The organism is Leptospira selangorensis (genome assembly GCF_004769405.1).
Classification (GTDB): Bacteria; Spirochaetota; Leptospiria; order Leptospirales; family Leptospiraceae; genus Leptospira_B; species Leptospira_B selangorensis.
In genome coordinates this window covers 157,072-178,574 of sequence record NZ_RQES01000016.1, presented here as the reverse complement: position 1 = coordinate 178,574, position 21,503 = coordinate 157,072, and the positions used below count along the sequence as shown (strand labels likewise).

Annotated in this window: 20 protein-coding genes; 8 read left to right on the top strand and 12 right to left on the bottom strand. The window is 39.7% G+C overall.

All coding sequences use genetic code 11. The annotated features are described in order from the left end of the window. Nucleotides 1–3 precede the first annotated feature (3 nt). Nucleotides 4–948: a zinc-dependent alcohol dehydrogenase family protein gene (locus EHO58_RS11310; RefSeq protein ID WP_208728783.1), complete on the bottom strand. Its 945-nt coding sequence runs from the start codon at nucleotides 946–948 to the stop codon at nucleotides 4–6. A gap of 164 nt (nucleotides 949–1,112) precedes the next feature. Between EHO58_RS11310 and EHO58_RS11305 the strand changes: the two genes are divergently transcribed. Continuing rightward, entirely contained in the window at nucleotides 1,113–2,021 is a 909-nt protein-coding gene (locus tag EHO58_RS11305; RefSeq protein ID WP_135679985.1) for a LysR family transcriptional regulator, read from the top strand. A gap of 2 nt (nucleotides 2,022–2,023) precedes the next feature. Here EHO58_RS11305 and EHO58_RS11300 read toward each other — a convergent pair whose 3' ends face one another. Next, a complete protein-coding gene (locus EHO58_RS11300; protein ID WP_244241145.1) occupies nucleotides 2,024–3,208 on the bottom strand; it encodes a M14 family metallopeptidase in 1,185 nt (394 codons plus the stop codon). 334 nt (nucleotides 3,209–3,542) lie between these two features. Between EHO58_RS11300 and EHO58_RS11295 the strand changes: the two genes are divergently transcribed. Both EHO58_RS11295 and EHO58_RS11290 read left to right on the top strand, forming a co-directional pair. Next, complete coding sequence (locus EHO58_RS11295; protein WP_086448304.1) at nucleotides 3,543–3,827, top strand: LIC10816 family protein; 285 nt, start codon at nucleotides 3,543–3,545, stop codon at nucleotides 3,825–3,827. A gap of 94 nt (nucleotides 3,828–3,921) precedes the next feature. Next, nucleotides 3,922–4,584 carry a DsbA family protein gene (locus EHO58_RS11290; RefSeq protein WP_135679984.1) on the top strand — a complete coding sequence of 221 codons (663 nt, stop codon included), beginning with the start codon at nucleotides 3,922–3,924 and terminating at the stop codon, nucleotides 4,582–4,584. A 43-nt stretch (nucleotides 4,585–4,627) separates the two neighbouring features. Here the strand turns inward: EHO58_RS11290 and EHO58_RS11285 are convergent, their stop codons facing one another. Next, complete coding sequence (locus EHO58_RS11285) at nucleotides 4,628–5,650, bottom strand: zinc-dependent alcohol dehydrogenase (RefSeq protein WP_135679983.1); 1,023 nt, start codon at nucleotides 5,648–5,650, stop codon at nucleotides 4,628–4,630. Nucleotides 5,651–5,740: 90 nt separating this feature from the next. On the opposite strand from EHO58_RS11285, the gene EHO58_RS11280 reads away from it, so the two are divergent. Further along, nucleotides 5,741–6,337 (top strand): TetR/AcrR family transcriptional regulator, encoded by a 597-nt coding sequence (locus EHO58_RS11280; protein ID WP_135679982.1) that lies wholly within the window; start codon nucleotides 5,741–5,743, stop codon nucleotides 6,335–6,337. Here the strand turns inward: EHO58_RS11280 and epsC are convergent. The 4 genes from epsC to EHO58_RS11260 form a co-directional block, all read right to left on the bottom strand. After that, nucleotides 6,329–6,874 carry a serine O-acetyltransferase EpsC gene (gene epsC / locus EHO58_RS11275; protein WP_135679981.1) on the bottom strand — a complete coding sequence of 182 codons (546 nt, stop codon included), beginning with the start codon at nucleotides 6,872–6,874 and terminating at the stop codon, nucleotides 6,329–6,331. The two genes, EHO58_RS11280 and epsC, sit on opposite strands and share 9 nt — an antisense overlap. A gap of 9 nt (nucleotides 6,875–6,883) precedes the next feature. Next, nucleotides 6,884–7,285: a phage holin family protein gene (locus EHO58_RS11270; protein WP_135679980.1), complete on the bottom strand. Its 402-nt coding sequence runs from the start codon at nucleotides 7,283–7,285 to the stop codon at nucleotides 6,884–6,886. An 8-nt stretch (nucleotides 7,286–7,293) separates the two neighbouring features. Continuing rightward, entirely contained in the window at nucleotides 7,294–7,482 is a 189-nt protein-coding gene (locus EHO58_RS11265; protein WP_020768856.1) for a hypothetical protein, read from the bottom strand. A gap of 61 nt (nucleotides 7,483–7,543) precedes the next feature. Then, complete coding sequence (locus tag EHO58_RS11260; protein ID WP_135679979.1) at nucleotides 7,544–8,146, bottom strand: hypothetical protein; 603 nt, start codon at nucleotides 8,144–8,146, stop codon at nucleotides 7,544–7,546. Nucleotides 8,147–8,329: 183 nt separating this feature from the next. Between EHO58_RS11260 and EHO58_RS11255 the strand changes: the two genes are divergently transcribed. The 4 genes from EHO58_RS11255 (at nucleotide 8,330) to EHO58_RS11240 (ending at nucleotide 12,809) form a co-directional block, all read left to right on the top strand. Further along, on the top strand, nucleotides 8,330–9,205 hold the full coding sequence (locus tag EHO58_RS11255) for a hypothetical protein (RefSeq protein WP_244241144.1): 876 nt from the start codon (nucleotides 8,330–8,332) through the stop codon (nucleotides 9,203–9,205). Next, on the top strand, nucleotides 9,144–9,755 hold the full coding sequence (locus EHO58_RS11250; protein ID WP_208728781.1) for a tetratricopeptide repeat protein: 612 nt from the start codon (nucleotides 9,144–9,146) through the stop codon (nucleotides 9,753–9,755). Before EHO58_RS11255 ends, EHO58_RS11250 begins: the two co-directional genes overlap by 62 nt. Before the next feature lie 247 nt (nucleotides 9,756–10,002). Beyond that, on the top strand, nucleotides 10,003–11,298 hold the full coding sequence (gene leuA2, locus EHO58_RS11245; RefSeq protein WP_135629166.1) for a 2-isopropylmalate synthase LeuA2: 1,296 nt from the start codon (nucleotides 10,003–10,005) through the stop codon (nucleotides 11,296–11,298). Between the two features lie 74 nt (nucleotides 11,299–11,372). Further along, nucleotides 11,373–12,809, top strand: coding sequence for a DUF2079 domain-containing protein (locus EHO58_RS11240; protein ID WP_135679978.1), 1,437 nt, complete (start codon nucleotides 11,373–11,375; stop codon nucleotides 12,807–12,809). A gap of 7 nt (nucleotides 12,810–12,816) precedes the next feature. Here the strand turns inward: EHO58_RS11240 and EHO58_RS11235 are convergent, their stop codons facing one another. From EHO58_RS11235 to EHO58_RS11215, 5 genes are read right to left on the bottom strand one after another with little or no spacing between them, the layout of a single operon-like run. Beyond that, nucleotides 12,817–15,225, bottom strand: coding sequence for a hypothetical protein (locus tag EHO58_RS11235; protein ID WP_244241143.1), 2,409 nt, complete (start codon nucleotides 15,223–15,225; stop codon nucleotides 12,817–12,819). Between the two features lie 20 nt (nucleotides 15,226–15,245). Continuing rightward, a complete protein-coding gene (locus EHO58_RS11230) occupies nucleotides 15,246–15,863 on the bottom strand; it encodes a TetR/AcrR family transcriptional regulator (protein WP_086448291.1) in 618 nt (205 codons plus the stop codon). 40 nt (nucleotides 15,864–15,903) lie between these two features. Beyond that, nucleotides 15,904–16,503 carry a TetR/AcrR family transcriptional regulator gene (locus EHO58_RS11225; protein ID WP_135629163.1) on the bottom strand — a complete coding sequence of 200 codons (600 nt, stop codon included), beginning with the start codon at nucleotides 16,501–16,503 and terminating at the stop codon, nucleotides 15,904–15,906. 5 nt (nucleotides 16,504–16,508) lie between these two features. Then, entirely contained in the window at nucleotides 16,509–19,808 is a 3,300-nt protein-coding gene (locus tag EHO58_RS11220; RefSeq protein ID WP_135679976.1) for an efflux RND transporter permease subunit, read from the bottom strand. Next, entirely contained in the window at nucleotides 19,805–21,412 is a 1,608-nt protein-coding gene (locus tag EHO58_RS11215; RefSeq protein ID WP_135679975.1) for a TolC family protein, read from the bottom strand. The genes EHO58_RS11220 and EHO58_RS11215 overlap by 4 nt, the downstream gene beginning before the upstream one ends. Between the last annotated feature and the right edge of the window lie 91 nt (nucleotides 21,413–21,503).

Below are 21,503 nucleotides of genomic sequence, written 5' to 3'. Positions count from 1 at the left end.
GATCTAATTTCCGATCCGAACTGCAATTTTGCCGATCGCTTTTCCATCTTCTAATTTTTGATGAGCTTTTCCTATTTCTTTCCAATCGAAAATTTCAGAATCTAGGATCGGTTTCAAGATCCCTGATTCAACGAGTCTAGAGATTTCTGTTAGGATCTTTCCGTGATATTCTCTACCTTCTCCTTTTAAAAGAGGAAGAAGCATAAAAACTATGCTCAAATCTAAACTTTTGGAATGGGCAACGGATAAATCGAAAGAACCGCTTCCATTAATCGTAATCGCTTTACCTTTAATCTTTACCGATTGTATTGCGGTTTGAAAACCTTCTCCGCCTGCTGTATCTAATCCTAAATCGAATTCATTCGTTCCGAATATTCGTTTTGCAGTTTCTCGAATCGACTCAATATTTCTATCAGCGACAGCTTCGGCTCCCAAAGATAAAACTAATTTTTTCTTGGACTCGCCCGTAGCAGTGGAGATCACTCTTGCTCCTGCCCATTTCGCTAATTGAACCGCAATATGACCTACTCCCCCGGCTCCTCCTGTAATCAGGATTTTATCTCCGGCAGAAATTTTTCCCTTATCGAAGAGACCTTCCCATGCCGTGATAGAAACTAAGGGTAGAGCTGCCGCTTCTTCAAAACTTATGTTCTTAGGTTTTTTAGCGATCAATTTGGAATCCACAAGCATGTATTCCGCCAATGCTCCCCCGTTTCCGATAACTCCTCCCGCACATCCGAAAATTTCATCACCTACTTTCCAAAATGTTTCTTTCTCATGAATTTCTTCTATAATGCCTGAAACATCACCATGTAGAATTGCGGGTAATTGGGGGGAAATCGCCGGTCCAAACTTTCTAATTTTATAATCTACAGGATTTACGCTGGTAGCTTTTACTTTAACCAAAACGTGTCCTTCTTTCAGGTTCGGTTTCTGAATTTCTCCCATTTCAAAAACTTCCGGGCCTCCATGAGACCTAATCATCATTGCTTTCAAAATAATTCTCCTTTTATGAAGATCCTGGAGAAATAATATCTCTTCAGGATTATTAAAATAATAACCTAAAATATATTTTCCACAATATCTTGCATTTGAAAGAGATTCTTTCCAAAATGGAAAGAATGAATTTGGACAGTATAGCAGATCTGGAAATATTCGAAGCTGTTTGTAAAGAAGGCAGTTTCGCTAAAGCTGCGAAACGAACTCGAAATTCGGTACCTTCGATAAGCAAAAGAATTTCAAGATTGGAAAAATCTCTAAAAATTATTTTGTTCAACCGAACTACAAGATCTATGCAGTTAACCGAAGCCGGTCAAAACTTTTTGATCCGATGCGAAAGAATACTTTCCGAAATCAGAGAGGCGGAAAAGGAAGCTGGAAAAGAAAAAGAGATGAAAGGCAAGATTAGAATGACAGCGGCTCTTCCTTTTGCGAATAGAATTCTGCCCGAATGTATTTCCGAATTCTCGAATTTATATCCTGAAATTTCCATTGAAATCGTTTTCTCAAACGAAAAATCAAATCTGATTTACGAACAATTCGATCTTGCTTTCAGGATCATGAAACCGCTTAGCAGCCCGAAATGTCTGCGAATTCTGCCCAACCCTGTAATTGCAGTAGCGAATCCCGGCTACCTGGATCGAGTTGGAACTCCTACAAATATAGAAGAATTATCAAAACATAAAATTATGTACGTGGACGAACATTCACAGATCAGAATTCCTAAAACCAAAAAACGTTTAATGGATCTAAGCTCTGAAAGACAAATCAAATCGAATCATGCGACTTTTCTTTGCGAATACGCAGTCAATGGGGGTTCTGGAATCCTTTTTAGATCGTTTTGGGATGTGGAAAGTAATCTACGTTCGGGAAAACTAAAAAGAGTTTTACCAAATTTAATATTGGATTCGGAAACTATGGGCTGTATTCTTTTTCCAGCGGAGAATATTTCGAAACGTGTACAAAGGTTTTCCGGATTTTTGGAGGAAAAAATTCCTTTCTATCCCCTGGAAATGAAATAGATTTATAATTTAGAAAATCTGGTAATCGCTTCCGGAACGATTCCGAAAACGTGATCCATTGCGGCCAGTCTCCAGTCTTCCCGATTCGGATAGAACATTTGTTTAAATTCTTCCCTTACTTTATCCGCTTCTGATTCCGATTTGGAACCGTGAAAGCGGATACGATTCTCGCTGATCATTAGGAAACTTCCACGGATCGCACCCCGAACACTCAAATTGCCGAAGGTCCCGAGCTCTACAGTGATCGGAAATAGATCTTTACCCTTTGTTAGGATTTTCCCGAAGAAGTCGGTAAAATCTCCCGAAGTTCTATAAAAATCCTCTTCTCCTTCATTTAAAAGAAGACCGAAATCACCGAATACCTTTTTTAAATTTTTATCTTCTCTAGAACCTTTCTCTGCATTTTGCATGAGACTGATCCCGTTTTTTTCTCCATAACCGGTATGAAAGTCCAAAATCAAAATACGCTCGTATGGTTTAAGAACTTTTTTAAAATACTTTCTTAAAATTCTTACGACAGGCTCTGGTTTTCTACCACCATAATAGATCCCTTTTGGAAATTCGTACTGACCGTTTACTGCTGCATCTAAAACATATTTTGCACCGAAACGGATCACTACTCCCAAAAACCGGATAATGAAGAATACATACTCGAATAAAAAATTACCGAACTCCGAACCGGGATTTAAGAAACTTTGGATCTTTCTGTATTTTTTGTTTTTGAACTTCTTGTGTAGTTTCTCTCTTTTTAAAGCGAAGTTACGGTTTAAATCCACATTCCTTTCGTTCACTCTCAGGAAATTTTTGAAACCGTGAGCATTGATCCCATGCAAGATCAGAAAATCGGAATTTTTAGGAAGTTTATAAGGACTTTTGTCATCCAGTAGAAATTCCTCGATCCATCTGCGTTGGAATGCGGAACCCGCAAATCCTTCCACTCCATGGATGCCTGAGCTCATGATGACTAGACGTTTTGCAGGCTTTTTCTTTTCTCCTAAACAATAAACATCCAATTCTCCCCCATCTTTTGGGATCTGCAGACATTCATAGTCAAAACGTTCGAACTTGGATTTTAACTGCTTTTTGTAGGATAAGAAGGCCTTTCTACAGGCTTCGTAGGTTTCCAAATAGTACGATAATACGTCCACTGAATCACGAACATACGGACCCGCCGTTTTCCGGTCCAAAAAAAAATTTTACCTTTAGATTACGATTCGATGAAAAGAAGAAGGTCCGCTGGCGCTGACCATCCGCTACAACGGACCTTCTACAGTTGAACAAAATTTATATTACATTAATATATTATAATGTACTAAATAAAAAATCATACGGCCTCATAAAACTATCACTTCCGTGATACATAAAATAAAAATATGATTTAACCCTTAAGAACTATAACTCTGATAATATTATTAATCGCTCGTTATATTACATGATATTTTTTTAAAATAATTTTTTAACTCTTATGAAATGTGTGAACCTCCTCATCGGTCTAACCTAGTACCTTAAGGAGGTATGAACATGGATACAGTGACCATCTTCGCATTAGCGCTTTTGGCTGTTCCTGTGTTTGCCCGGTTTGCCCGAGTATCCAAGGATGCGATGAATCGCTATCACCTAATCGGATTGGGAGGTCTTTTCCTAATTCTTGGTGAAGCTACGAAGATTACTGCGACTAAAGTTACACCTATAGCAGCAGTTCTTCCTATGATTGATATCGCAACTGCGATCCTAGCTTACGCGGGGGTACTTTTCGGGGTAGTATGGCTATCGCTCTACTACGTCAAACACCCGAACGAAATCTAAAAAGAATCCTCCTATTTGAAAAGGAATGGAAGGCGGGACATGTTCCCGCCTTTTTTAGTTGGAAAAGATAAAAGAAGAATTATCTCTGTAATCTGTGAGCCTAGAATTCAAACGCCCGGATACCAAACATTCCATCCTTTACGTAGCCGATCCAATCTGTGCCTGGTGTTACGGCTTCTCTCCTATTTTTGAAAAGATCAGAGAAAAATACTCGGATAAGATAGAATTCACATTAGTGCTCGGTGGATTAAAATACGGTCCCGAAGTGGAAATATTCTCGGAAGATGTTACTGAAAAATTAAAATACCTTTGGAAGGAAGTAGAAAGGGTTTCCAAAAGAAGTTTCCACTACGATATACTCCAAAATCGTAATATTCAGTATGATTCCGAGCCTGGCTCCAGGGCTGTCATTACAGCTCAAAGGATCAATCCTAGTCTATCTTTCGCTTTTTTAGATAAACTATTAGAGGGTTTTCATTCTAAAGGAAAAGATCCAGGTAGTTTTGAAACTTATTCAGAAATTGCTTCCGAACTTTCTATACCTTTGGATGAATTTAAAGAATTATACTATAGAGAAGAGACCCTCTTGGAAACCAGAAACGATTTCAATTATGGATATATATTAGGTGTAACCGGTTTTCCTTGTTTAGTATTTTCAGACGGCTTGGATAGAGGCATCTTAACCAAAGGATATTCTTCTTTTGAAGAAGTAGACGGGCTATTAGGAGATTATTTTAGATCTATAGGACAATATTAAAAAAATAAGGACGAGTTTCCTCGTCCTTCAAATCCAATGTACTTCATCTGACTACGATCAACTTAGTCTCCTCTTCCAAGAAAGCATCTGCCGCTTCCGACCAAGATGCCTTACGTGTGGTGACCTTAGAAGGATCGAAACCTTCCTCTTCTACTAATCTCAAAATTTCAGGGATCCATTCTCTGGATCTAACTCTACCCAAACGAATTGTGGCTCCATTATTATATAATTCTAAATAAGGGATCGGAATATTATTAGTCCAGAAGATAGAAGCTGATCCGAATTCACCTTCTATTCCAAGAGATCTGAGACCGCAGTCCCAACCTTCTGCAGTTCCGTTTGCGTCCGCTACTATATCAAACTTACCTAAACTTTTCGGGAAAGAAGCGACCTGCTCCACTTTTACGCCATAAGATTCAGCGATCTCTAAACGTTTTTTATCTGTGTCCACGTATACGAGATCCGCGGCACCCATATGTTTTGCAAGAGCGGCAGTATACAAACCAATGCTAGAGGCAAAACCTCCGAGAACTAAAACGGACTTATTCTTATTTTGTTGGAGATGTATACCTACTAACTTCCATGCTTCCACAATATTATCACTGATACTTGCGATCGCTGCAGGATCGGTCTTATTAGAAAAAGGTATTAACATCTCTTTTGCATATGGAACCAAAACAGAATCGGAAATAGCCCCGCCAAATTCTTTTGCACCTTTTCCCATTCCGTAAGCGCTCGTATGAGGAACGGTGCTACAACTTTTAGTCAGGCCTGTTTCACAATTAGCACAATGTCCGCAGGAAATTTGGAATGGAACCGCAACACGAGTTCCTTTAGGAAAGAGTGAAGATAACTCTTCACTAGTTTCTAATATTTCTCCTACGAACTCATGACCCAAAGGAAAAGGTGGACGGAATAATGTTTGTCCTCTTAAAATGGGAAGATCCAAATCGCATCTGGCAACCGCCAAGGGACGGACCAGTGCCTGGTTCGGTCCGGAAAGTTTAGGATCCGGGACTTCTTCCCATTCTACCCGATTTCTTTTAGAAAATAGCAATTGTTGCATGGTTTCCCTCCGATAGACCGATCAGTCTATCCGCAATCGTCCTTATAAAAATAGGATAGACCAGTTAGTCTATCATTTTATTTTAGTCGGATGAGCAAACGAAAATCGGAGCTGGGCCAGCCAGAAGGTCCCTTCGAAAGAATAGCATCCACTGCTGTTCGCTTAATGTATTCTCAAGGATACGCTGGGACCTCCATTAACCAGGTGATCGACGAATCAGAATCTCATAAGGCAAGTTTTTACAGATATTTCCAAACCAAAGAAGATCTGGGAAAAGAATACTTAGAAAGACAAGGCAAGGATTTTCAAGACGGCTGGGAAAGGCTGATGGAAAGATCCGAAACTCCGGAAGAGTTCGTACATAGATGGATGGCTCTTTTAAAAAAACAGGTCAAATCCGGAAAATATTTCGGATGTCCTCTTGCTCGATTTATGGGAAGTTTAGATAAACCTGAACCTAATCTAGCTGAAAGAAGTTCGTCCGTATTAGAATCCTGGACCTCTTGTTTAGAAAATTATTTTGAAAAGAATAAGAAGGCTCTTATACTTCCTGCAAATTTCGATTCCAGAAAAAAAGCGGAACTATTTCTAAAATTATTCCAGGGGAATTCCCAATTTTACGTGATGACCCACGATCCCAAATATTTTAACGAATTAGAAGAAGAAATGCTCTCGAACCTAAACTAATTTTGTTTTTTTAAGAGAGATCTTGACCTTCTTCCCTTTTAATCGGACAATTTTTCCTGGAGCGCCCACGACGGTACAATTATCCGGAATATCGTGGTCTATGATCACTGCCTCTGCACCGATCTTCACATTATTTCCTACGTGAACCGGACCTAAAACTGTTGCCCTTGCTCCTATAAGCACATTATTCCCAACGGTAGGATGACGTTTTCCTTGGTGGTTTCCTGTTCCGCCTAAGGTAACTCCATGAAATAAAATACAATCGTCACCAATCTCTGCGGTCCCGCCGATTACGATCCCCATTCCATGATCTATGAATAATCCGCTTCCTATCTTTGCGCCTGGATGGATCTCAATTCCAGTAAGGAAACGATTGAATTGGGAAATGAATCTGGCTAAAAACTTTAATCTTATCTGATATAAAGGATATGCAATATACTTATGCATCAGAATGGAATGTAACCCAGGATAGAGTATAAATTCCAATCCCCTGGCTGCCGGGTCGTTCTTAAAAATTGCTTGGATCTCTCGAATCATTCGGAAAATCTAATAGGATTTTTTCTTTTTACGATCTGATCTGGAATATTCTTCTCTGCTCTCTCTTTTAGCCACGTAATTTGCCAAGGTTAGAATTGCTCCTCCCCAGAAAGCGGCCCAAAAACCAGGCACGAATATTTTATCGGGAAATATATTAGCGATCCAGAATAGAACGATAGCATTCACCACAAGACCGGCGATTCCTAATGTCAAAAGATAAACCAAATACCCCACGCCGAAAGTGACTAGGACAAGGAACCATCTCAAAACAAAATTTAAAAATCCGAAAAATAGAACGATTACTATTACGTCCCAAACATTAGTGCTGACACGAAATCCTGAATCGATCAGAGGAAAAACGAATACTACTACCAAGGATTGGAGTAAAACGGAAAAAAGAAGTCTGTACATCTATGTCCTTAAACTGTAGAATCTAGGAACTGTCCCAAATGAGGAGGCAAACCGCCCGGAGGAACCACAACTGTTTGTGGTTGCACTATAGCGTTGTCCGAAACGGAAGCAACTTCTCTGGGTTGGTCTCCCACTAGGGCAGGAGCCGAAGAATCGGAATATAAAATTTGTCGAGATCCGACCGCCATATAAGGCATATTCTTCTTCCTTTCTGTTATATTCTTCCTATTAGACGAATTAGAAAAGCAAAATTATGATCTAACCTTCTATAACCAATCCACAATCCATCTTTTCAACCACGAATCCAGTATAGATCAATGGATAAAGTAAGTAAGTCCCAAGCCCCACAACCCAGGCAAATCCTGTGCGAGGGGTGTCTCTCACTCCTGTACTTTGGAAAAATAGACGAACTGATCTAAACGGTTTTTTACCTGGATTAGACAAAGCTAAAGTTTTATCAGTAATCCCCAAACCACAGTTATGAGTGAGCTTGTTTCCTTCGATAGTGATTAGAACTTCTTTTCTTTCGGACTTGTTCCAAGAAACCCTTCTGGTGACTGTACCTTCTAATTCCAATTCTTTGGATCTAGCCCCAGTTCCGACTAAGATCGGAAATTTAGCGTATTCTCTATCTAATCTTCTGTCCTTGCCTTCAACCCCTGTAGCAAATGTTGCCATCAACGTTTTTACATCGTATTCCAAATCATCTTCGAATTGGACTAACACTGGCATTTCAGATCTTTGTTCTCCGGAAGAAGGTAACTGAATTTCAGGATTTTGCCTTTCCGCCCCGGAACAAGATGGAAGTAATAAGGAAACGGATACAAAAAATATAATTAGATATTTAGCGAATGAATTCATAGAATGTCCGGCACTTCTATGAAACTCCGGAAAGAATTTCTGTCCAGCGAAAATCTCGGTTGGACGAATACAAATCGGTAAAGGTTACAAACAAAACAGGTTATAGAAATTTATTTCCTATGTCCGACTCAAGATTTGGACAGGATATAAAATAAGCGCCAAGACCTTTAGGGAAGGCTCATTATGCGACACTTATCCATAAACCATCAAATACTTCTAATATTTCACCCGACAAAACCAAAACGCAAATTTTCAAAACGAATACAGATCATAATTTTACTATCTATCTACTCCTGTTCTTCTTTTCCAAGAGGAGATAAATCTTTAATTTCAAGAGAGCATCAATATTCTCTCTTTTACACGAATGAAGAAGGTAATGTATACAGAACAGACCTAAGTCTTAAGACAAAATACAAAGACGCATTTGCGGATCTGGAAAAATTCGACTCGGAATTTATAGGCCCTCAAAAACAAAAATATACGGAAAGGATCAAAGAAGTTTCCTTATATAAATCGGAGCTCAAAAAAGACAGCAGTTCTATTATAAGAAAATTAGGAGGAGTACTTGCAATCGCTGCGATCACTCCTGTCCCATTCGCTTTTGAAACCACTTTAGTTTTGGGAACCATCTACGTAACATACCAGAAAGTGACTGAAACTTCGGAGGCGAAGCTCAGAAAAAAACATGTGGAATTCCTGATCAATGAATGTGCGAATTCGGAAGACAGCTTGGAAGATTTTAAAGAAGATCATTTGGACATATTCGTTTCTCACTGGAAAAAGGAATTTATGAAAGAATCCAATCATTTTGTGAACGCAGATGATTGGGAAGATGTTCGTTTACTGGATACTCTTATGGAAAAATACCAGATAGATAAGGAATGGCTCAAGATCAACGCGGAATGGGAATGGAGAGCTTCTTCTCAACATTGTAATAGAGAAACCAAAGAGGAAAAAGATAGTCGTATCCATAAGGAAGAAAAGAAATGGAAAAAGAATGGATCCAAGACTGAAAACCGCATTGGACTATCTGAAACGAGGAGACTCGAATTCCGCTAAGTCCGTATTGATCTCTTGGACTGAGTCTGAGCCGAATAACCCTAATACATTCTTTCATTTAGGAATGTGCCTTTCTCAATTGGGAGAGATGGCTCCTGCAGAATCCGCACTACAAGAATGTATCCGTTTAGAGCCTGCACATGTGCAAGCATGGGTAGGACTCGGAGTTTTATTTGCCCGTAAAAAAGATAAACCTAAAGCGGAATTCCATCTTTCCAAGGCATTGGAATTGGATGATAATGATGTATTCGCTAAAAAAAATTTGGCGGCAGTTTATACCGGCGCTTCTAAATTTGATAGGGCATTGGATCTTCTAAAAGATCTTCCTGAGTCTGAACTATCCGATTCTCCTACTCTATATGCATTAGCGATTTGTTATGTAAGAACGAATCGTTTTGAAGAAGCTAGAGAAACTTTTCATAAATTAGAGATCGTTGGCATCCCCGACCAGGTCAAAAAAGAATATCTCCAACTCAAACAGTTGCTGGAAGAGAAACAATTCGAGCAAGGCGGCATTTGGAGTTTCCTGAAAAAGGAAGAGGACATTTGACCGCGACAATGGTGCGCAGTATTTTTTTCTTTTTTACTTGACTTCCTTTTCCAATTTACCGAGTCTAAAGGTAAGTATGGCGCAAAATTTCTTCCAAGCTAATATGCTCGGTCTCCTCTTACTCCTTCTTTGGAGTTGAGAGGACGGAAACTTGCGTGTGCAAAAACCCGCCTCTGAGCGGGTTTTTTTGTTTTAGGGCTATTCCCGGCAAAATCTCTCGCTTGAAGCCGGAAAAAGAGAGTGCCCAATGGAACAAAAAACGAACTCAGATTTAGCAACACAATATCCTTCTATCCAAGAAATGATCATACCCGGCCAGGGTTTGAAAACCCCACCTGTGTCCCCATTCTTCATGGATGTAACATTAAGGGATGGAAACCAAGCATTACGTAAACCTTGGAACCTAGAAGAAAAAGAGATCATATTTAAGAGACTTGTGAAGTTAGGAGTACAAGGTATAGAAGTGGGATTTGCTTCCGCAAGTAAACAAGACTTCGAAGCATGCTCTTACCTTTCTTCTTTGGCTCCGGAGAATGTTGCAATCTCAAGTCTTTCCAGAGCTGTGGAGAAGGAGATAGATCTTTCTTGGGAAGCGATCCGAAAGGCCCCTCGCCCAAGGATCCATATAGTTTATCCTATCAGCGATTTTACTATCCGAAACGTATTAGGGATTTCCGAAAAAGAAGTTAAAGAAAACATTATGCGATCCGTTTCATACGCACGCAAATTAGCAGGAAATTACGGAGAAGTTCAATTCTCCGGAGAACATTTCGGAGATTCATTGGAGAATATGGATTTTGCTGTTGAGGCTTTTCAGGCAGCTTTGGATGCAGGTGCAGATGTTGTGAATCTTCCCAATACCGTGGAAAGATACAGACCGTATTTATTCGTAGCAATGGTCCGAAAGGTTGCAGAGTCATTGCCTCAAGGAAGTAAAATTTCAGTCCATACCCATAATGATTTGGGAATGGCAACAGCCACCACTGTAGAAAGTTTTTTTGCAGGGGCTACTCAATTGGAAACCGCGTTAAACGGTTTGGGAGAAAGAGCAGGAAACACAAACACGTACGAAGTTGCGATCGCTCTTCATAATTGTGGGGTCAAAGTTGATTTGGATCTTCAGACAATTTATGAAACTTCCAGGATTGTTTCTCGTATGTCCGGAGTTCCAATTCCGGAAAAAGCTCCTTTGATCGGAGAAGACGTAGTCGCTCATAGAAGCGGGATCCATCAGGACGGAGTTTCCAAAACAAAGGATATGAAGAAGGGTGCATATCGTGCCTTCGATGCAAACCTGATCGGAAGACCGGAAGGAGATAGGATCGCATTCACAAGCCAATCAGGTAAATCTGCAATTTATGAAATCCTAATGCAATCTGGGATTTCCATTTCCAAAGAAGAAGCTTCCAAATTGCAGCCTATCTTAAAATCTATCTCCGAAAATTATGGAGGAGGAGAATTATCGATTGAAGAGATCAAGAGTGAATTAGGGAAGTTAAGGAGTATCGACTCACCGGATCGGAAAAAAATTTCGGTAGATTAATGCTACAATCCGGAAGAATAAAAATAAGTATTTTCAATCGGTTTCCTCTACCAGAAATTGGTTTGTAATTTCCTATGAATCTTCTTAGATACGGAACCGAACGAAAGTCCTGGATTTTATTCTTAGCTTCCCTTATCTATTTAATCACTCTATCCGGTATCCAATATGCCACTCTCCAAATAGAATGGCATGATTCCGGTTCGATCTTATACGCTCTTGCAACTCCGAAATCCGTTGGATACTTTTGGTCCTATGAATTCGGTGTACCATTTCTCCAAGAACATTGCTCCTATATACTCGGTTTACTCTCTTTTCTTTTTCATTTTTTTCCTTATCTAGAATTATGGTTAATCATACAATGTATTAGTATATCTTTGGGTATCGTATTATTAGAACGTTATTTTTCCGAGATAATACCTGAGTTCGAATATTCCTGGGTTTTAAGCCTAACGTTTTTGCTAAACCCATATGTCACTCATGCTCATCTTTATCCTCATTTTGAAAACCTGTGGATCCCACTCTTTTCGGGTTTTTTACTTTATGCAAATCGAGGTTCTTTTCTAACCTCTCTCCCCTTCCTGATACTCGCATTAATGGTCAAAGAAGACGCTTGGATTTATGCAATAGGAGCAACCTCTCTCCTTTTTGGACGTGTAAGAGGAAGAACGCTAATATTCTATTTTATTCTAATATTATTATATGTAGGGATCATACTCTTCTGGTTTACTCCGACATATTTCCCGGATAAAGTATCACATTTTTCTGATAAATGGGGGAAAAGCAAATCGGAGATCTTGATCGATCTTTTCCAGAACCCTTTTTCTTACCTCAAATTGCTAATTTCAGGACAGTTCAAATATTTATTCGTAAGTGTATTGTGTTTACCCATTTTCTCCGGCTGGAGAGCTATTCCAGGGATCGCTGTAGCTGGACTATGGATGTCTTCCGTATCTCAAGACAGGGCTTTTTTCTCCTTCTATTTTGGGCTTCCAGCTATATTACTATTTTATTATTCGATTCCTTTCGCAATTTCAAACCTATCCGGTCGACTTGCCCATTTCGGAAAGGATAGAAGATGGATACTTCTTCCCACAATCGGACTGATTCTTGTATCTATCTTTCTATTACTTTTCCCCGGGAATTATAGCGGTCGCGGACCTACAGTAGCAAAATTGATTAAAAGAGGAAAAGCCAATACCTTAAATTCTATCCAAGATACTTTCACTTTAGTTCGTTTAAGGTCCGGATGTGAAGAAAAGGTTTTCGCTTCTTTTTCTTACGCTGCATATTTGTTTTGCGGAAACGATATTAAGATGCCTTACCATGATTTGAAAAAAATCGAGTCCGGGGTTTGGTATCCTGATCTGATCGTTCTGCGTAGCCCGGAAGAAGAATTAGTGCCAGCTAGCAAATCCGTAAGTGAAATGGCTCTTTATTTCGATAAAAATCCACTCTATCGAAAAGAAGATCATGGATCAAGAATACTTGTCTGGCGAAAAATAGTACCTTAATCGGTTATTATTGCGGTATTCTTTTCAGGGAAATCTTATCGATTTTGACGCCGGATTTCCCTTCTACAAAAACTCGAAATTCCAAATCATCTACAATAGAAAGTTTCACTTCGAATAATAAAGTTTTAATATTATCCTCAGTACCTTTTTGACTTTCTAACAAACGATCCGAGCCTTGATTGTATACGACGTCAAACTCTGCATTCTGAAAATTTTTTCCGATGAATTGTAATTCGTATTTTCCGCCAGGCAATGTAAGAAATGGACCATAAACAAGCGGCCCTCGATGTCTTGTTGCAGAAATCGTTCCATCTTCTTCTATCTTACCGACTTTAGATAGGAATCCTCCATTAGCAGGATTCCATATCATTTCGATCCGCTCGCCAAGTGGTATTTTATCGGATGTCTCGATCTTGAAAACTTGTAGATCCAAATTTTTATGATATAAAAACTCAGGAAACTTATACACCGATTCTATAGGAAATTTTCCTTTTAAATCCAAATTTGTTACTTTAGAGAATTTTAAATTAGATTTGTAACCTGAAAAATCTCCGTTTTGTATAACATAAACCTTTTTACCCAATTTCAGAAGTTCAGGGACTTTATTTAAGAATTCCAGAGAATTTTGGATCAGGAAAATATTTCGCCCATACATATAACGCAGAGGACTTGCAATCGATCTTTTGGTAGTAAAGTATATACCTTCATCGGCTGGTAATGATCCGGAGAATCGTTCATAACCTTCCAGATAAGCCCCCATCATTGGTCGAAAAAAAATCAGGTTCGACCTCCAGATCGTATATGTGAGTCCGGATAAAAATCCTAAAACAAGGATCGAGGTCTTCCATTTTTGTTTTAAAACCGGAATCGATTGGATTCCCAAGAAAGAACCCAAAATTGCGAATGGGATCGAAATAATAACCCATCGCCTAGTAAGCCAAAAATGATCGGGATGAATTTTAGGGTCCAATAAATATAAAAACAGTAATAGGGAACCTACGAAAAATAGGAAAGAGGTTCGGATTCCCTTTTTTCGAAATAAGAAAAGATCAAATGAAAAAGGAAGGAAGATAAACAACCAAAATGGGACGTACCAAAAGAAAGCCAATAGAAAGTTTACTTCTTTATTGGCTGCTGTTTTCGTGTTACTCAATTCATTTACAAAATCCGATCGAATCAAATAAATAAATCCAATCAAACTAACAATAAAGATATAAGTAATAATACGCAGAGCTTTCTTTCTTTTTTTCAACCAGGCTCTGAGATCTTCCAAAGTAGTCGGCATTTTTTTTAGTGCGACTCCCTCGGCCAGAACGAAACTAATCGAAAAGAAGAAGCTAATAATCAATAGTTTCACATATGCCCAATGGGCCTCTACATACATTACAGAACGATAATACGAATATATTGCCGCGATGACGCTCACTAAAGAAAATGAAAGGAAAAAGAATAAGAAATTCTTAAAGTATTTAGGAGAAACTATAACTAAATAAACCGAATACAAGGCCAACGCCGGAAAATAAGTAAACCCGTCAATCCTAAGTAGACAACTCATCCCAAAAATCGCACCTATCGAAGACATTAGAAATGTATTCTTAGTTTTAAAGAATGTTTGCAATAAGTAGGCAGTAAATAGTATCAGAAACTGAGAAATCGGTTCCGATAAAGTCGAGCGAATATTCCATAATTGTGATACATTCAGAACATATAAAACTAGGGCAGCACTCGCTACTAATGGACTGGAAAGTCTTCTTACGATTAAATAAAAAAGAAAGATGGAAAGAAATCCGAAAACCGAATTGATCCCGAACAATCCGTACATTCCGAATAGATCGTAGCCGACCGCTAAATATGCGGGTAATAGATGAAAAAAAGCGGGAAATCTCCGATCAATACCTTCTCTTGGATCCAAGGAAATAGCTTGGTAATCCAGTAGAACGGAATTTCCGAAAATGTTGCGGATCAATCCGGAGTCAGGTACATCCAGATTAAAGCCGCCTGTCTTGGCGATCACATATCCAAAAATCGTATATTGACCTTGATCTCGTCCTCCATCTATATATTGAGTAGGAAAACCGGCATAAAGATAAAATGAAAACAACGAGAAAAGAACAAGAAACAGAAGTTCTTTTTTTCCTATCTCTAAAACGGAAAACTTTTCTCTTAGACCAAGCGATCTATATCGCAGAAAAGAGGCTAAACCTATACTTGCAAAAAATGTAATGGAATAAATTACTCTGTCAAACCGATAGATCCCGAAAGCAGTCAGTAGAAAGGCAGTTAGACCAATCCAAAGTAAGACTAAAGAGGTAGATACGATAGTTAGGCCGAGCTTTCCTAATTCCCTATATCTAGACAGAAATAAATAGTAAACTGCGACCGAGAATAAAAAGATTAGAAAAAAAAAGAATATCAAAAGTAAAAAAATTTCCTACTTTAAATATCTTCTCTTTTTACGATCCCGTAAAAGATAATATTGTCCAGCTCCTGGACTAGATCTCGGATAGAATACGGAGTCTGTGCTAAGAAATTCGGATCAAACATGGCTTCGGAGGCGGCTGAGTGAATAAGAAGTACGATATCAGGATTTACATCAGAACGAATTTCACCGTTCTTGATGCCGGTCTCGATCATCTTTCTCATTGTTCTATTTATATTTTTTTCTTTTAGAGACTGGATTTGTTTCCAAATATCAGGTGCTTGATCGCGGATCTCTCTTAAAAATTCGTTCATTCCGTGAGGAATTTCGGAAGAGAGACAACCTCTCATTGATTGGATCTTTTCTTTAATAGATTTGTCCGGATCTTGGAAGATCCCTTCTATTCTGCCGTGAATTCTGAGATGTTTATCAGTCATCACTTCTTTTAATAATTCATGTTTATTGGCGAAGTGTTTATAAAGTGTTTTGCGACTGATCCTAAGAGTTCGAGCGATCTCTTCCATTCGAGTTTTCGCAAAACCGTATCGCAAAAATAGCTCGAACGATTTTTCGAATATTCTCTCTCGGACTTCGTCCTTCTCTTGGGTTAGTTCTTGTTCCACGGCGCTGTGCACTTTATTATCCCCCTTTCGCTTAGGAAACGATTTTTCAATCTCAAGACGATTTTAACGTCTCTTTTCCTCTGCGTATTATGCCATAAAGAAAAATATTGTCCAGTTCGGATATGTTGTCCCGACGCTCGGTCGGGTTTTGTTCCCACTTATAAATCGCATCTGAACAGGCGATTAATGCCATGATGAACAAGTCGGGCCTCAAGTCCGCTCTGAATTCTCCTAATTTTTTCCCCTCTTCCAATAAGCTTTCAATTTCAGTATCTATTAATTGGACCCTTTTTGCCTTCACCAGTCTCCATATTTCTGGAATTTGATCCTGCAATTCCTTCCATAATGCAAAATGGCTGGGCTTACAAACGTCCAGTAGCTCCTTTCTCATCCTCACAAATCGTTTAGAGAAGTCCAGAGCCTGATTATTTCGAATTCTTTTAAGTCTATAGGAAGCCCTGGTTTGGCGATATTCTGCAGCAGCCTTTAAAACTTCTTCTTTGTTCGAATAATATTCGTATAAGGTCTTTTTTCCGATTTTGGACTCTTCTACCAAGTCCTCCATTCTAGTTTTCGCATAACCTTTCCTCTGAAAGACCCGAGATGCCCCGAGTAAAACTCGGAGCCTATTTTTTTTCTCGGCGAAGTCCATGATAATTATCGCGCATCCGGATCCGGAGAATTTCTACGGACCAAGTTATTCAACTTTTCTATATAAGAGAATGCTGCCGGAACCACCACTAACGTCAGTACGGTAGAAGAGATCAATCCACCTATGATCGCGACACCCATACTCGTCCTTTGTTTGGATGCTTCGTTCAATCCGATCGCGATAGGAGCCATACCTGCAATCAAAGCGAACGATGTCATTAGGATCGGACGAAGACGTTCTCTTCCCGCTTCTATGATCGCTTCTTTCATTTCCACACCTCTTTGTATGAGCTGGTTCGTGAAGTCCACGAGTAAGATCGAGTTTTTGGTAGCCACCCCGATGAGCATGATTAGCCCGATCATCGAGAATATATCCAATGACTTTTGGGTTAGGAATAAAGCGATGAACGCTCCACATAGCGCAAGAGGAAGAACCAACATGATCGCGATAGGTGTGATAAAACTTTCATACAAGGATGCAAGAACCATATAGATGAATAACACCCCAAGTCCCATAGCGATTCCAAGAGAAGTTCCCATCTCCTTAAAGTTCTCGGCCTGTCCTGTGTATCCGATACGAACTCCAGGAGGAAGAGGCAATTCTGTCTGTGTAAGTTTTGCTACTTCTTCCATTGCTCCACCCATACCTGGTCCATCCGGATTTACGTCCGCATAGATCTCCACGGATTGGTTTCTGTTCATACGGTTGATGGTAGCAAGACCTGTCGTTTCTTCCGCCTTAGCAACGTTTTGGATCGGGATCATCATGTTATTAAAGTTAGGCACAAAAGAATTATAGAAGTTATCCTTCAAATCCCTCTGACCTTCTTTCAATCGAACACGAATATCGTATTCCACTCCATTCTCACGATAAACCGCAGGAGTAGTTCCTTCTACCAAGGTTCTTAATTCTGTTCCGATCACGGTTCCAGGAATTCCAAGTAGAACTTCTCTTTGGCGATCCGGTACTACTCTGAATTCTGGAGCACCGGCTCTGTAACTTGTGTCCACATCCAGAAGAGCTTTAGATTCTCTTAATTTTTCGAAAAGTTTTCTGGAATATTCTTCCACTACTTTTCCGTTCTGTCCGCTAACAACCAAGGTGAATGGTCTTTGTCCTCCACCCACGTTATCCACATCTTTTACGATAGGATTTGCATAAGAGAATGATTCCAATTCTTTACGAAGAAGATCTTTGAACTGAGAAGTGTTCATATTTCTTTCTTTCGCTGGGATCATCTCCACGAACATAGTCGCAGTCCTGTTCGTATTGAACATAGCTACCAATTTTACTTCTTTATGAGATGAAATCTCTTTATATGCATCTTGAGCGATCTCCGCCATCTTATGTACGGATGTGCCAGGAGGCATGTCCAAGGTGACTTGGAATTTTCCTTGGTCTTGTGCAGGTAGGAAGGTTTTCGGAATGTATTTGGTCAGCATTAAACTGGCAACAAAGATCAAAACCGCACTACTTAATATGAACACAGGACGTTTTAATGTGAATTTCAAAACACTTGCATAAATATTTTCCAACCAAGTTTGGAATACGTTAAATCCGGATAAAACTGAATCCAGTCCCTTCTCTACCGGGGAAAGAATTCGTCCCAAAAGTCTGAATACGAACATTAGAAGTTCGAACACAGCTGAGAAAACTCTGGATACAATTCCTTTCGGAGCTTCCTGCGCTCTTATTTTAGAAAATGCAATTTCTTCCAAGGTTGTGGTTGCACCATTCTTCTTCTTTTTCTTTCCATCTGATGGAACGCTTAAAAATTCTTGTGAAGAATGTCCATGACCTGCTTGTGCATGCGCTCCCGAGATTTTTCCGCCGAAGTAAGCGGATAACATTGGAGCAATTGTAAGCGCGTCATAAAGAGAGATCAAAAGTGCAAAACAAACTGTTAGTCCGAATTCTCTTAAAAACTGTCCTACCACCCCACTCACGAATGCAATCGGCAAGAATACCGCGATCACAGTCATAGTAGTTGCGATTACCGCTAATGTTACTTCTTTTGTTCCTTCTGTAGAAGCTTCTCTCGCAGTTTTACCCATCTCTCTGTGTCGGAAAATATTTTCCCGGACCACGATCGCATCATCTATAAGAAGTCCCACTGCCAAGCTTAATGCAAGAAGTGTCATCACGTTTACGGTAAATCCCGCAACCGCCATCAAGATGAATGCGCCCAAAAGTGAGTTAGGCAATGCAAGCCCTGTAATGATCGTAGATCTAACACTTCCTAAGAATAATAGAACCACTACAATCGTAAGAGCGATACCTATGATGATCGTTTCTTTTACATCATAGATATTATCGTCGATCTGAATGGAGTTATCGTTTGCGATAGAAAGGACTGCACCACCTTCTCTTCTTGCAAGTTCCTTGTTCAGATCTTCAATTCGTTTTTTTACCTCTTGGGCAACCGCAACTGTGTTCGAACCAGATTGTTTGAATACCAATAAGAAAACCGCTTTCTTACCGTTGAAGTATGCGCGAGTACTTTCATCCTCTAAAGTATCTACCACTTCTCCCAATTGCCCGATTTTGACAGGAACTTCGTTCCCAAATAAGGAGATCGGAGTGTCTCTAATCTCTTGAGGAGATTTGAATTCGTTGATGGTTCTATAAACTAGCTCTGAATCCGCCTTACTCACTTTACCGGCAGGGATATTCGTACCGCCTGAAGCTAAACGATTGGAAACCACCGATGCCGGGATCATATGTTGTTTTAGTTTTTGGCGATCTAAAGCGACATGGATCTCTCTTTTACGTCCACCATAGATTGTGATATTTCCCACGTCTTTAGCAGTTAAAAGGTTTTGTTTGATCTCTTCGTTAGCGATATCATAGATCTGCGCTTCGCTCAAGTTTGCATTTAATGCAAGAATGATGATCGGTTGATCCGCGGGGTCTATCCTTCTGATGATAGGTTCTTTGATATCATTCGGCAATTTAGGCTTAACTGCAGATACCTTATCTCTTACCTGTTGTTCCGCGTATTTCACGTCGGTCTCTAAGGTAAATTCCAGGATGATAGTTCCGGATCCTTCGCTACAAGTAGAGCGGATCCTTTTCACTCCGGAGATAGTGGAAAGTTCATCTTCCACAGGTTTTGCGATCAGAGTTTCGATCTCATTAGGGGCCGCTCCAGGATAAGGCACAGTCACTGTGACTACCGGAATGGTTACGTTAGGAAAAAGGTCCACACCCAACTTGTTCAGGGAAAGATATCCCGAAACAAGAATGATTAGAACCGTACAGGTAATAAATATCGGTCGTTTGATCGATAGTTCCGCAAAATTCATTTTTGGTCTCCGGTGTTTTGGTTCAGAACTTCTTCGGCATCCATTCCGTATTTGCGAAATAGTGTTCCCTTAGAGAGCTCGTATTGTACTAGCGCCGAGTTATAATTCACTTTTGCCTGCATCAGTCCGTATCTAGCTTGAGCTACTAAGTCCAATGCGTTCTTAACATTTACGGATGTGGCTCTTCCGTATCTGTATCTGGGCAGAATGCCCGAGTAAAACTTCTCCGCTTGAGAGAGATTCTTCTTAGATTCTTCTAAGATCTCGTAAGTAGTGTTTATCTTTTGTAACCCTTGTCTTACGTCGGTTTTGACCTGCTCTTTTGTTTGTTCCAAAAGAAGATCCATCTTCCTACTTTGTGTTTGTGAATTCCTAAATTCCGCTCTTGCGGTATCGTTGCCTAGAGGATAATCCATTTTGATCTCAGCGGAATTCTGGGTAAATCTTCCGTTTCCGATCCCGTCGAAACTTTGAGGGAAATTACGATCATACTCTCTCGAATTATAAGTTCCACTCACATAAAGAGAAGGCAAAAGCCCGTTTTTAGCGATTTCCAAAGCGGCTCCCGCATTCTGTTTTTGTAATGCAAGACTTTTGAAATCGTATCTATGTTTAAAGGCTTCTTCCGTTTCTGCCTCTTCTGCACCGAGAGAAGGAAGGGAGTCATCCAAAACCAAGGCAAAATTCACTTTGGTTTCGGGATCTTTTCCAAGAGAAACAAGTAAGTCTCTTCGAACTCTATCCTTTTCCAATTTTGCTTGTCTGAGCTGGTTCTCTGCAGTTATTAAAAGTGCATTCCATTGCCCAGATTCGTAATCTTCTGCCACTCCCATACGGACCTTGGAAGAAGTAATATCTTTTACATTCTTCACACTTTTTACCAGAAGCTCTGCAGTTTTAAGATTTTCGTCCGCTAAGGATAAATTCCAAAAAGATAATAAAGACTGGACTACCGATCTGGAAAGAGTGTTCATCGCATCCAATCTTCGAACTGCGGAACTTCTCCTACTGATCTCCAAGGATCTTCTTTGTTGGTATCCGAAAATATTTTTCAATAACTCCTGCTTGAGAGTAAAACCAAGATTTGCAAAGTGAAGACTTGGCTGAGCGAATTGTTGTGCGATTGTTCCTTGTTGCTCCGGCCTTTTTCCCGCATCCGTTTCGTAACGGTTGTCTGAAACCGTTAAACTCGCTGTGGTCCCTGTATTAAAAACTTTTGATAAACCCGCGGAGAGCGTATTACTTGTGATCTCTCTACCTTGCAAGGTGTATTGAGGAAGAGGTAAGTTATTCGTCTTTTGAGTATTGGCGGTTAAGGTCCCGATAAAATTGTATTTACCGTTCTCTTTCTCCCAATCATACTCAGAGTTTTCTAAATCCAGTCGGCTCATCCTTGCCTGAACCGAGTTCTCTAAAGAGTAACGAATAAGAGAAGTAGTCGTCCAAACTCCTTCCTTCTCCAGATCGTCCCTTGTGTCTCCGGAAATAGAAAGAGCGCTTAAGAAAATGCCTAAGCCTAAAATGTTGCGAATGATTGATTGATTCTGTTTGTGTTTCATAACATCCAACGGGAAACATTTATAGTATATTTTGTTTCCGCCCATAGGAAACAAAATCTCTTTTTATTGTTTCCCACGTCAACAGAAAAATTTTCGAAATTAAAAGATTTTATTGATATTGAGTCTCATTATATAA

Coding starts and splice junctions, on each gene's coding strand:
- EHO58_RS11265 (WP_020768856.1), bottom strand. CDS start 7,482: ATGCCTTATATGGCGGTCGGATCTCGACAAATTTTATATTCCGATTCT.
- EHO58_RS11280 (WP_135679982.1), top strand. CDS start 5,741: ATGAGCAAACGAAAATCGGAGCTGGGCCAGCCAGAAGGTCCCTTCGAA.
- EHO58_RS11310 (WP_208728783.1), bottom strand. CDS start 948: ATGGGAGAAATTCAGAAACCGAACCTGAAAGAAGGACACGTTTTGGTT.
- EHO58_RS11255 (WP_244241144.1), top strand. CDS start 8,330: ATGCGACACTTATCCATAAACCATCAAATACTTCTAATATTTCACCCG.
- EHO58_RS11260 (WP_135679979.1), bottom strand. CDS start 8,146: ATGAATTCATTCGCTAAATATCTAATTATATTTTTTGTATCCGTTTCC.
- EHO58_RS11270 (WP_135679980.1), bottom strand. CDS start 7,285: ATGTACAGACTTCTTTTTTCCGTTTTACTCCAATCCTTGGTAGTAGTA.
- EHO58_RS11305 (WP_135679985.1), top strand. CDS start 1,113: ATGGAAAGAATGAATTTGGACAGTATAGCAGATCTGGAAATATTCGAA.
- EHO58_RS11240 (WP_135679978.1), top strand. CDS start 11,373: ATGAATCTTCTTAGATACGGAACCGAACGAAAGTCCTGGATTTTATTC.
- EHO58_RS11250 (WP_208728781.1), top strand. CDS start 9,144: ATGGATCCAAGACTGAAAACCGCATTGGACTATCTGAAACGAGGAGAC.
- leuA2 (WP_135629166.1), top strand. CDS start 10,003: ATGGAACAAAAAACGAACTCAGATTTAGCAACACAATATCCTTCTATC.
- EHO58_RS11215 (WP_135679975.1), bottom strand. CDS start 21,412: ATGGGCGGAAACAAAATATACTATAAATGTTTCCCGTTGGATGTTATG.
- EHO58_RS11285 (WP_135679983.1), bottom strand. CDS start 5,650: ATGCAACAATTGCTATTTTCTAAAAGAAATCGGGTAGAATGGGAAGAA.
- EHO58_RS11225 (WP_135629163.1), bottom strand. CDS start 16,503: ATGGACTTCGCCGAGAAAAAAAATAGGCTCCGAGTTTTACTCGGGGCA.
- EHO58_RS11295 (WP_086448304.1), top strand. CDS start 3,543: ATGGATACAGTGACCATCTTCGCATTAGCGCTTTTGGCTGTTCCTGTG.
- EHO58_RS11220 (WP_135679976.1), bottom strand. CDS start 19,808: ATGAATTTTGCGGAACTATCGATCAAACGACCGATATTTATTACCTGT.
- epsC (WP_135679981.1), bottom strand. CDS start 6,874: ATGATTCGAGAGATCCAAGCAATTTTTAAGAACGACCCGGCAGCCAGG.